The sequence below is a fragment of the Streptomyces sp. SID5910 genome (assembly GCF_009862125.1).
In the GTDB taxonomy this organism is placed as follows: Bacteria; Actinomycetota; Actinomycetes; order Streptomycetales; family Streptomycetaceae; genus Streptomyces.
Window position 1 is genome coordinate 18,461 of sequence record NZ_WWHX01001023.1, and the last position, 10,078, is coordinate 28,538.

The window sequence follows — 10,078 nt, forward strand, 5'->3', positions numbered from 1 at the left end:
CGAACACCCTCCGGCCGAGTGACAGAGTCGATCAACGCCGCTACCTTGTGCGCGGCTTGTGCATCCCTCGGTACGTGGGCGGCTTCCCGATCGTTCAGGAGGACATCCGATGACACGCACCGCACGTGCGTTCTGGCTCGACTCGCCCGGCCGGGGCGTGATCCGCGACGTCGCACTGCCCGGCCCCGGCCCGGACGAGGTGCTGGTCCGCACGCTCTTCTCCGGGGTCAGCCGGGGCACGGAGACCCTCGTCTTCCACGGCCGGGTCCCCGAGAACCAGTACGCCGCCATGCGCGCGCCCTTCCAGGAGGGCGACTTCCCCGGGCCGGTGAAGTACGGCTATCTCAACGTCGGCGTGGTCGAGGAGGGCCCGGACGCGCTCGCCGGACGTACCGTCTTCTGCCTCTTCCCCCACCAGACCCGCTACGTCGTCCCGGCCGCCGCCGTCACTCCGGTGCCGTCGGACGTCCCCGCCGGGCGGGCCGTGCTCGCCGGCACCGTGGAGACCGCCGTCAACGCCCTGTGGGACGCGGCGCCCCTGGCCGGCGACCGGATCGCCGTGGTCGGCGGCGGCATGGTCGGCTGCTCGGTGGCCGCGCTGCTGGCCCGGTTCCCCGGCGTCCGCGTCCAGTTGGTCGACGCCGACCCGGCGCGGGCCAAGGTCGCCGAGGCGCTCGGCGTCGGCTTCGCGTCCCCCGCCGAGGCGCTCGGCGACCGGGACCTCGTCGTGCACGCCAGCGCCACCGAGGAAGGCCTCGCCCGCTCACTGGAGCTGCTGCGGCCCGAGGGCACCGTCGTCGAGCTGAGCTGGTACGGCGACCGGCGCGTCGCCCTGCCGCTCGGCGAGGCCTTCCACTCCCGGCGCCTGACCCTGCGCGGCAGCCAGGTCGGCACCGTCTCCCCGGCCCGCGCCGGCACCCGCACCTACGCCGACCGGCTCGCCCTCGCCCTCGACCTGCTCGCCGACCCCGCCCTGGACGCCCTCGTCACCGGCGAGTCCGCCTTCGCGGAACTCCCCGACCTGATGCCGCGGTTGGCCTCGGGGGCCGTCCCCGCCCTGTGCCACCGCATCCGGTACGACGACTGACCGCCCCCCGGCCCCCCTGACCTTGAGAAAAGAGATACGGGCCCGCTGAACAAGGGAAGGCACCGAGCCGTAATAGACGGCATCCCGCGCAGCGAACGGCGGGGGATCAGACGTGCCACACCTGGAGGGTCGTCCGTTGTTCAGCATCACCGTCCGCGATCACATCATGATCGCCCACAGCTTCCGCGGCGACGTGTTCGGGCCCGCGCAGCGCCTGCACGGAGCGACGTTCCTGGTGGACGCCACCTTCCGGCGCGAGCAGCTGGACGAGGACAACATCGTCGTCGACATCGGCCTGGCCACGCGGGAACTGGGGGCCGTCGTCGCCGAGTTGAACTACCGCAACCTCGACAACGAGCCCGACTTCGCCGGCGTCAACACCTCCACGGAGTTCCTGGCCAAGGTCGTCGCCGACCGGCTCGCCGAGCGCGTCCACAAGGGCGCGCTCGGCGAGGGCGCCAAGGGTCTGGCGGGACTCACCGTCACGCTCCACGAGTCGCACGTCGCGTGGGCGAGTTACGAGCGTGCGCTGTGACCGACACGTCCGTCGAGACGACCACCCCACGCCGCGCCCGCCTCGCCTACGTGCCCGCGCAGGCGCAGGCCCCGAGGAACGGCGGGATCGTCCCCATGTCCCTGCGCTCCGTGCACTTCGTCCTGCCGGGCGGCGTCGACGACCCGGCCGCGCCGAGCGGCGGCAACGCCTACGACCGGCGGGTGGCCCTGGACCTGTCCGGCTTCGGCTGGCGGGTGCGGGGGCTGCCCGTGGACGGCGACTGGCCCCGGCCCGACGAGGCCGCGCGGACGGAACTCGCCCGTGTGTTGCGCCGGTTGCCGGACGGGGCCGTGGTCCTGCTGGACGGGCTGGTCGCCTGCGGGGTGCCGGAGGTCGTCGTCCCGGAGGCCGGGCGGCTGCGCATGGCCGTCCTCGTCCACCTGCCGCTCGGTGACGAGACCGGCCTCGACCCGGCCGTGGCCGCCGAGCTGGACGCCCGCGAGCGCGCGGTGCTCCGGGCCGTCCCCGCCGTCGTCGCCACCAGCGACTGGGCGGTGCGCCGCCTCGTCTCCCACCACGGCCTCGACCCGGCCCGCGTCCACGTCGCCGCCCCCGGCGCCGACATCGCGCCGCTCGCGCCCGGCACCGACGGGGTCTCCCGGCTCCTGTGCGTCGCCGCCGTCACGCCCCGCAAGGGACAGCACCGGCTGGTGGAGGCGCTGGCGTCGGTGGCCGAACTGCCCTGGTCGTGCGTGTGCGTCGGCGGGCTCGGCCAGGACCCGGCGTACGTCGGCCGATTGCGGGAACTGATCGCGCGGTACGGCCTCCAGGACCGGCTGGAGCTGGCGGGGCCCCGGTCCGGCGCGGACCTCGACGCCAGTTACGCCGCCGCCGACCTGATGGTGCTCACCTCGTACGCCGAGACGTACGGCATGGCGGTGACGGAGGCTCTCGCGCGCGGCATCCCCGTGCTCGCCACGGACGTCGGCGGCCTCCCGGAGGCCGTGGGACGCGCTCCCGACGGCGGGGTGCCCGGCATCCTCGTCCCGCCGGAGGACCCCGCGGCGCTCGCCGCCGAACTGCGGGGCTGGTTCGGCGAGGCGGACGTACGGCGCAGGCTGAAGGCGGCGGCACGCGGCCGCCGCGCGGCCCTGAACGGCTGGGCGGCCACGGCACAGAGCTTGGCCGGCGTGCTGCACCGGCTGCCCGCACTACCGCGGAGGGCGGCATGAAGAGGACGACGGCGGCGACCGGGGGGATGATCCCGGCCCAGCCCGGCCCACAGAACGCGCCCGACTCGACGCCGACCGGCCTCCCGAACGCCGCCCCCGGCGGCGACCTGCCCGACGCCGTGCCCGGCGGAGGCCGGCCCGCAGGCGTGTCCGGCGGGAGCCTGCCCGCTGCCATCCTCGGCGGAGGCCAGCCCGCTGCCGTGTCCGGCGGGGGCCAGCCCGGCGCCATGCCCGGCGGGGGCCAGCCCGCAGCCGTGTCCGGCGGGGGCCTGCCCGCAGGTGTGCCCGGCGGGAACTTGCCCGCCGCCGTCCCTGGCGGGGACCTGCCCGACGCCGTGTCCGGTGGAGGCCGGCCCGCAGGCGTGTCCGGCGGGGACCTGTCCGTAGCCATCGCCGGCGGGGACCTGCCCGCTGCCATCCTCGGCGGAGGCCAGCCCGCTGCCGTGTCCGGCGGGGGCCCGCCCGACGCCATGCCCGGCGGGGGCCGGCCCGCAGGCGTGTCCGGCGGGGACCTGCCCGCTGCCATCCCCGGCGGAGGCCAGCCCGCTGCCGTGTCCGGCGGAGGCCTGCCCGCTGCCGTGTCCGGCGGGGGCCCGCCCGCAGCCATCCCCGGCGGGGACCTGCCCGCCGCCATCCCCGGCGCCGGGCCCGGCGACCGGCCCACGCTGCGGCTGAGGGAGAACGGCGAGCCGGGCGACGGCGCCTCCCACGAGCCCGACGCCCCCCACGACGCTCAAGCCTCCGAAGCCCCCGACGACCCCCCGCGCTACGCCCCCGAATGGCTCCGTCTGCGGGAGGACGCCGATGCTGCCGCGCGGGCGCACGGTCTGCTCGACCCCTTGCGGGTTCGCCTCGCCAACCTGCCGACCCGGGCCGGTGGTCTGGTCGTGCACGACCTGGGCTGCGGCACCGGCTCGATGGGCCGCTGGCTCGCCCCGCTGCTCGACGGCGCCCAGCACTGGGTCCTGCACGACCGCGACCCCTACCTGCTGCACTTCGCCGCCGTCGCCTCCCCGCGTTCCGCCGCCGACGGCAGCCGGGTCACCGTGGAGACGCGGCGCGGCGAGATCGCCCGGCTCACCGCGGACGCGCTGGCCGGCGCCTCGCTGGTGACGGCGTCCGCGCTGCTCGACGTGCTCACCGCACGGGAGGTCGATGCCCTCGCTGCCGCCTGCGCCGGGGCCGGCTGCGCGGCGCTGCTGACCCTGTCCGTCGCCGGCCGCGTCGACCTCACCCCCGCGCACCCCCTGGACGCCGAGATCGCCGACGCGTTCAACGACCACCAACGGCGCTCCGGCCTGCTCGGCCCGGACGCGGTCGGCGTCGCCGCGGACGCCTTCGCCGTGCACGGCGCGACCGTACGGACGCAGCCCAGCCCCTGGCGGCTGGGCCCCGACGACGCCGAGCTCACCACCCAGTGGCTGCGCGGCTGGGTCGGCGCGGCCGTCGAACAGCGGCCCGAGCTGCGGGAGTCCGCCGCCCGGTACCTCGCGATGCGCCTCGCCTCCTGCGCGACCGGGGAGCTGCGGGTCGTCGTGCACCACACCGACCTGCTGGCGCTGTGCCGGCCGACGGGCGGGACCTCGTGAGCGCACCCACGGTGCGCACACCGGCGGCCGTCCCCCGAGGACCCCGCGTCCCCCGCGCCCTGCGCAGACACCTCGGCAGCATCGCCGGCGCCGGCATCCTCGCCGTGCTGCTGTGGCGGCTGGGCACCGGCGTCTTCCTGGACGGACTGCGCCGGATCGACGCGCCCACGCTCCTCGCGGCGCTCGGCATCGGGCTGATCACCACGGTGTTCAGCGCCTGGCGCTGGGTCCTGGTCGCCCGGGGCCTGCGCCTGCGGCTGCCGCTCGCCCCGGCCGTCGGCGACTACTACCGTGCCCTGTTCCTCAACGCGGCCCTGCCCGGCGGCGTCCTCGGCGACGTCCACCGCGCGGTACGGCACGGGCGGCACGCCGGTGACCTCGCCCGCGGTGTGCGCGCCGTCGTCCTGGAACGGGCCGCCGGACAGCTCGCGTTGCTCGGCGTCGGTGTGGTCGTGCTGCTCACGATGCCCTCCCCGGTGCGGGCCGCGACCCGGCAGATCGCCCCGCTCGTGGGCCTGGCCGTGCTGGGCGTGCTCGCCGTCGGTCTCGCCCTGCGGATGAACCGGACGCCGTCGCGCCGGGGCCGGGCCCTGCGGGCGACGCTCGGCGAGGCGCGCCGCGCGCTGCTGTCCCGGCACAACGGGCCGGGGGTCGCGGTGTCGTCCCTCGTGGTCCTCGCCGGACACCTGACCATGTTCGTGCTCGCCGCCCGGGTCGCCGGGAGCACCGCCCCCGTCGCGGTGCTGACACCCCTGGCCGTCCTGGCGCTGCTCGCCATGGGCCTGCCGCTGAACGTCGGCGGCTGGGGCCCGAGGGAGGGCGTCACCGTCTGGGCGTTCGGCGCCGCCGGGCTGGGTGCGGGCAGCGGACTGGGCGTGGCCGTCGTGTACGGGGTGCTCGGCCTCGCGGCCAGCCTGCCCGGCGCCGTCGTCCTCGTCGTCCGCCGGCGCGCCCCCTCGACAGCGGAACCGCACCACGCGCCCGGCGGGCACTATCCGCGCTCGCCGCCCTGCGGGGGAACCGTCACCGAAGTCAGCAGCGCCATATACGCGCCGAAGGATTCCACGAGTCCGGCCAGCAGTTCCCTTCCCTTTTCCGCCGAAGCCAGTGAAGGACGCCCGATGACACCGGAATCGGTATAGGCGGACATGCCGAGGGAGAGCAGATGACGCCGGTCGTCGGCGACGAAATCAGCGGCCTCGTAACCGGGCCGGACACATTCGGGATGCGTGTGCAGAAGAATGGAGGTCTCGATTTCCCCGGCGTGCATGTCGGTGAGCAGCGACGTGGCCACCCCCGCCCGCTCCCGCGCCGCCTCCCAGTCCTCCGCGGCCGGGAACAGCGCCATCCGCTCGCCGCGCGCGGAGGACTCCTGGACGGCGTTGCCCAGGACGTAGTTCCCGCCGTGCCCGTTGACCAGCACGAGGGCGTCGACGCCCGAGCGGCGCAGCGAGGCCGCGATGTCCCGTACCACCGCGTGAAGGGTGACCGAGGAGATGCTGACCGTGCCCGGCCAGTCCGCGTGCTCGTGCGAGCAGCCGATCGTCACCGGCGGGAGGAGGTGCACCGGGTACGCGTCGGCGATCTCCCGGGCGACGGCGCAGGCGACGAGGGTGTCGGTCGCCAGCGGCAGGTACGGGCCGTGCTGCTCGAAACTCCCCACCGGCAGCACGGCGACCTGCCGCGCGAGCCCGGCACCCCGCCTGCGCACATCCTCCGTCGTGTCCGCCGGCACCAGTGAAACGTCCATTTCCGCACGGCCTTTCGTCTCCGCTCAGAACCCCGGCTGAGGAACTCGAGAATCATGACAGAAAACATTGGCGTACTCGGCAAGAAGTCACCCCAGCGCACGGACGTGGAACGCGTGGTGAATGTGCCGCTGCCCACCGTGTACGGACCATTCCAGGCGGTCGGCTACTTCGACCACGAGCGCGGTGACGAACAAGTCGCCCTGGTGTACGGCGACCCGGGCCCCGACCGCGTCCTCACCCGGCTGCACTCGGAGTGCCTCACCGGCGACGCGTTCGGCTCCCGGCACTGCGAGTGCGGCGACCAACTGGCCTCCGCGCTGCGGGCGGTGGCCGCCGAGGGTAGCGGCGTCGTCGTCTATCTGCGCGGCCACGAGGGGCGCGGCATCGGCCTGCTGGCCAAGCTGCGCGCCATGGCGTTGCAGGCGGAGGGGCTGGACACGGTCGAGGCCAATCTCGCGCTCGGCCTGCCGGTGGACGCCCGTGACTACGGCGTCGCCGCCCGCATCCTCGACGACCTGGGCGTGCGGTCGGTGCGCCTGATGTCCAACAACCCGCGCAAACGTGAGGCGTTGGTGCGGCACGGCATCCAGGTCGCCGAGCAGGTGCCGCTGCTGATACCGCCGTGCGAGAGCAACATCACCTATCTGCGCACCAAGCGGGAGCGCCTGGACCACCACCTGCCCCACCTGGACGCGGTGGCCCACGCGTCGTCGTGAGCCGGGCGGCGGCCGGTCCGGTCCGCCACGGCCTCCCGCACCCCGGGGACGGTGCCGGACCTCAGGGCCGGGCGTTCCCGGCGGTGCGCGCCTCGATCGCGCGCAGCACCGCCACCATGTCCTCGCCGCCGTGCCCGAGCGACACCGTCTCCTCGAACAGGGCGTGGCAGGCGTCGAGCAGGGGAGAGGCGAGGCCGGTGGCGCGGGCGGCCTCGGCGATCAGGCGGTTGTTCTTCAGCACGTCCAGCGCCGCCGCCTGCACCCCGAAGTCGCCGTCCAGCAGCTTGGGCGCCTTCATCCGCGAGACGGCGCTGGCCATCGGTCCCGCGTCCAGGACGTCGAGGAACAGCCGGCCGTCCAGGCCCTGGCGGCCGGCGAAGTGGAAGGCCTCGGTGAGGCCGGTGACCTGGGTGATCAGGAACAGGTTCACGGACAGCTTCATCAGCAGGGCGTTCGGCGCCGGTCCGCACAGGAACGTCTCGCGGCACAGCGGGGCGAGCAGCGGCCGGACCGCCGCCACCGCCTCCCGCTCACCGGCGAGCATCGCCACCAGTTCGCCGTTCTCCGCCGGGACGCGGGACCCGGACACGGGGGCCTCGACATAGCGCCCGCCCGCCGCACGGATGTCGCTCTCCAGGCCGTGGGAGTAGGCGGGCGAGGTGGTGCCCATGTGGACGACGAGACGGCCGGCGACGCGGGAGGGGAACGCCTCGGTGCCGCGCGCCAGGACGTCGTCCATCGCCCGCTCGTCGGCCAGCATGAGGATCACCGTCTCCGCGCGGTCGAAGACCTCGGCGGGGCCGGACGCCACCTCGGCGCCGGCCGCGCGCAGCGGTTCGGCGCGGGCGGCCGTGCGGTTGCCCACCACGAGGGGTGTGCCGGCGCGGGCCAGCCGGAGGGCCATCGGCCGGCCCATGACTCCGAGACCGAGAAAGCCGACGCGCATGGTGCACCGTCCGTCGTCCGGGGGCGGTGGCGCTCCGACGGCCACGGAGGCCGCCGTACGCCTATGACGGTCGTCATAGTAGCCGTGTTTATGACGACCGTCATAGGGTGGCCGGGCGGGGGAGGAACGGCAGGAGGGCGGCGATGGCGGAGAACGGGCGGGGTCCGCGGGAGCGCATGGTGTTCAGCGCGGCGCAGCTCATCCGGCGCGACGGCGTGGAGGCCACCGGCATGCGGGACGTCGCCGCCCACGCCGGAGCGCCCCGGGGATCGATCCAGCACTACTTCCCGGGCGGCAAGGAACAGCTCGTCGGGGAGGCCCTGCGATGGGCGGGCCGGTACGCGGCCAAGCGCGTCGCGCGCTTCCTGGCGGGGATGGAACGGCCGACACCGGGCGGGCTGTTCGACGCGATGGTGCGCCAGTGGACCGACGAGTACACGGCAACGGGCTTCGCCGCTGGCTGCCCGGTGGCGGCGGCGACGGTCGACTGCGCCGAGACCTCCGAGGCCATCCGCGAGGCGGCCGCCGACGCCTTCGCCACCTGGACCCGCCCCGTCGCCGACGCCCTCACCGGCATGGGCGTCCCCGAGGCGCGGTCCGCACCGCTCGCCACGCTGATGATCAGCGCGCTGGAGGGGGCGATCCTCGTCGCCCGCGCCGAACGGGACGTACGGGCCCTGACCACGGTCTCCCACGAACTCGGCCCGCTCCTGGACGCCGCCGCGACCGGCGTCTGACGCGTACGCCCGGCACATCGCCCCGCACGCGCCTCGGCCGGTGCCGGGTCGCCGGTCCCCGTCGAGGGACCGTGACCCGGCACCGGCCGAGTGCGCCGACGCGGTGCCGCCGCGACGTCCTACTTCTTGACGGACTCCACGGCGTGACCGCCGAACTGGTTGCGCAGCGCGGCGATCATCTTCATCTGCGGCGAGTCGTCCTGCCGGGACGCGAACCGCGCGAACAGCGACGCGGTGATCGCCGGCAGCGGCACGGCGTTGTCGATGGCCGCCTCGACGGTCCAGCGGCCCTCGCCGGAGTCCTCGGCGTAGCCACGCAGCTTCTCCAGGTGGTGGTCCTCGTCCAGGGCGTTGACGGCCAGGTCGAGGAGCCAGGAGCGGATGACCGTGCCCTCCTGCCAGGAGCGGAAGACCTCACGGACGTTGTCCACGGAGTCGACCTTCTCCAGCAGCTCCCAGCCCTCGGCGTAGGCCTGCATCATGGCGTACTCGATGCCGTTGTGGACCATCTTGGAGAAGTGCCCTGCGCCGACCTTGCCCGCGTGGACGTAGCCGTACGGGCCGTCCGGCTTGAGGGCGTCGAAGATCGGCTTGAGGTCGTCGACGTGCTCCTTCTCGCCGCCGACCATCAGGGCGTAGCCGTTCTTCAGGCCCCACACACCGCCCGAGACGCCCGCGTCGACGAAGTTGATGCCGCGCTTGCCCAGCTCCTCGGCGTGCTTCTCGTCGTCCGTCCAGCGGGAGTTGCCGCCGTCGATGACGGTGTCGCCCGGCTTGAGCAGCGAACCGAGCTGGTCGACGACGTGCTGTGTGGCGGCCCCGGCCGGGACCATCACCCAGACCGCGCGCGGCCGGTCGAGCTGCTCGACGAGCTCGACCAGGCTGGCGACGTCGGCCTTCTCCGGATTGGTGTCGTATCCGACGACGGTGTGGCCGGCGTTGCGCAGGCGCTCGCGCATGTTGCCGCCCATCTTGCCGAGACCAACGAGACCGATCTGCATGTCAGTGCACTTCCTTCAGTTCACGGTAGGCGGCCACCAGCGCGGCCGTGGACGGGTCGAGACCGGGCACGTCAGCGCCCTCGGTCAGGGCGGGTTCGACGCGCTTGGCGAGGACCTTGCCGAGCTCGACGCCCCACTGGTCGAAGGAGTCGATGTCCCACACCGCGCCCTGCACGAACACCTTGTGCTCGTACAGCGCGATCAACTGGCCGAGCACCGACGGGGTGAGCTCGCCGGCCAGGATCGTCGTGGTGGGGTGGTTGCCGTGGAAGGTGCGGTGCGGCACCTGCTCCTCGGGCACGCCCTCGGCCCGCACCTCGTCGGCGGTCTTGCCGAAGGCGAGCGCCTGGGTCTGGGCGAAGAAGTTGGCCATCAGCAGGTCGTGCTGGGCCTTCAGCTCGTCGCTCAGTTCGGCCACCGGCCGGGCGAAGCCGATGAAGTCGGCCGGGATCAGCTTCGTGCCCTGGTGGATGAGCTGGTAGTAGGCGTGCTGCCCGTTGGTGCCGGGCGTGCCCCACACCAC

At 74.4% G+C, this 10,078-nt stretch carries 10 protein-coding genes and 1 pseudogene; 7 read left to right on the forward strand and 4 right to left on the reverse strand.

Annotated features, from left to right (window positions below; all coding sequences use genetic code 11):
- Positions 1-109 precede the first annotated feature (109 nt).
- The 5 genes and pseudogenes from GTW67_RS36110 to GTW67_RS38050 all read left to right on the forward strand — a co-directional run.
- Positions 110-1,087, forward strand: a complete 978-nt coding sequence (locus GTW67_RS36110; RefSeq protein WP_161168932.1) for a zinc-dependent alcohol dehydrogenase — start codon at positions 110-112, stop codon at positions 1,085-1,087.
- Positions 1,088-1,223: 136 nt separating this feature from the next.
- Positions 1,224-1,622 carry a 6-pyruvoyl trahydropterin synthase family protein gene (locus tag GTW67_RS36115; RefSeq protein ID WP_161168933.1) on the forward strand — a complete coding sequence of 133 codons (399 nt, stop codon included), beginning with the start codon at positions 1,224-1,226 and terminating at the stop codon, positions 1,620-1,622.
- Positions 1,619-2,815, forward strand: coding sequence for a glycosyltransferase (locus tag GTW67_RS36120; protein WP_161168934.1), 1,197 nt, complete (start codon positions 1,619-1,621; stop codon positions 2,813-2,815). The genes GTW67_RS36115 and GTW67_RS36120 overlap by 4 nt, the downstream gene beginning before the upstream one ends.
- 470 nt (positions 2,816-3,285) lie before the next feature.
- Positions 3,286-4,404 (forward strand): trans-aconitate methyltransferase, encoded by a 1,119-nt coding sequence (locus GTW67_RS38045; protein ID WP_524539862.1) that lies wholly within the window; start codon positions 3,286-3,288, stop codon positions 4,402-4,404.
- Between the two features lie 104 nt (positions 4,405-4,508).
- Positions 4,509-5,249, forward strand: a pseudogene (locus GTW67_RS38050) (lysylphosphatidylglycerol synthase transmembrane domain-containing protein); the annotation flags it as partial.
- A gap of 146 nt (positions 5,250-5,395) precedes the next feature.
- On the opposite strand, the gene GTW67_RS36135 reads toward GTW67_RS38050, so the two are convergent.
- Positions 5,396-6,154: a creatininase family protein gene (locus GTW67_RS36135; RefSeq protein WP_161168937.1), complete on the reverse strand. Its 759-nt coding sequence runs from the start codon at positions 6,152-6,154 to the stop codon at positions 5,396-5,398.
- Positions 6,155-6,208: 54 nt separating this feature from the next.
- On the opposite strand from GTW67_RS36135, the gene ribA reads away from it, so the two are divergent.
- Positions 6,209-6,871, forward strand: a complete 663-nt coding sequence (gene ribA / locus GTW67_RS36140) for a GTP cyclohydrolase II (RefSeq protein WP_161168938.1) — start codon at positions 6,209-6,211, stop codon at positions 6,869-6,871.
- Positions 6,872-6,932: 61 nt separating this feature from the next.
- On the opposite strand, the gene GTW67_RS36145 is transcribed toward ribA, so the two are convergent.
- Positions 6,933-7,817 carry an NAD(P)-dependent oxidoreductase gene (locus GTW67_RS36145; RefSeq protein ID WP_161168939.1) on the reverse strand — a complete coding sequence of 295 codons (885 nt, stop codon included), beginning with the start codon at positions 7,815-7,817 and terminating at the stop codon, positions 6,933-6,935.
- 143 nt (positions 7,818-7,960) lie between these two features.
- Between GTW67_RS36145 and GTW67_RS36150 the strand changes: the two genes are divergently transcribed.
- A complete protein-coding gene (locus GTW67_RS36150; protein ID WP_161168940.1) occupies positions 7,961-8,554 on the forward strand; it encodes a TetR/AcrR family transcriptional regulator in 594 nt (197 codons plus the stop codon).
- 119 nt (positions 8,555-8,673) lie between these two features.
- Here GTW67_RS36150 and gnd read toward each other — a convergent pair whose 3' ends face one another.
- Positions 8,674-9,555: a phosphogluconate dehydrogenase (NAD(+)-dependent, decarboxylating) gene (gnd, locus tag GTW67_RS36155; protein WP_161168941.1), complete on the reverse strand. Its 882-nt coding sequence runs from the start codon at positions 9,553-9,555 to the stop codon at positions 8,674-8,676.
- A 1-nt stretch (position 9,556) separates the two neighbouring features.
- Positions 9,557-10,078, reverse strand: a 522-nt coding sequence (locus GTW67_RS36160; RefSeq protein WP_524539861.1) for a phosphoglucose isomerase-related protein, incomplete at its 5' end; no start/stop codon positions are given.

Bases quoted from the DNA above. Each gene is read 5' to 3' on its own strand.
- GTW67_RS36110 (WP_161168932.1), top strand. From the start codon at position 110: ATGACACGCACCGCACGTGCGTTCTGGCTCGACTCGCCCGGCCGGGGC.
- ribA (WP_161168938.1), top strand. From the start codon at position 6,209: ATGACAGAAAACATTGGCGTACTCGGCAAGAAGTCACCCCAGCGCACG.
- gnd (WP_161168941.1), bottom strand. From the start codon at position 9,555: ATGCAGATCGGTCTCGTTGGTCTCGGCAAGATGGGCGGCAACATGCGC.
- GTW67_RS38045 (WP_524539862.1), top strand. From the start codon at position 3,286: ATGCCCGGCGGGGGCCGGCCCGCAGGCGTGTCCGGCGGGGACCTGCCC.
- GTW67_RS36135 (WP_161168937.1), bottom strand. From the start codon at position 6,154: ATGGACGTTTCACTGGTGCCGGCGGACACGACGGAGGATGTGCGCAGG.
- GTW67_RS36145 (WP_161168939.1), bottom strand. From the start codon at position 7,817: ATGCGCGTCGGCTTTCTCGGTCTCGGAGTCATGGGCCGGCCGATGGCC.
- GTW67_RS36150 (WP_161168940.1), top strand. From the start codon at position 7,961: ATGGCGGAGAACGGGCGGGGTCCGCGGGAGCGCATGGTGTTCAGCGCG.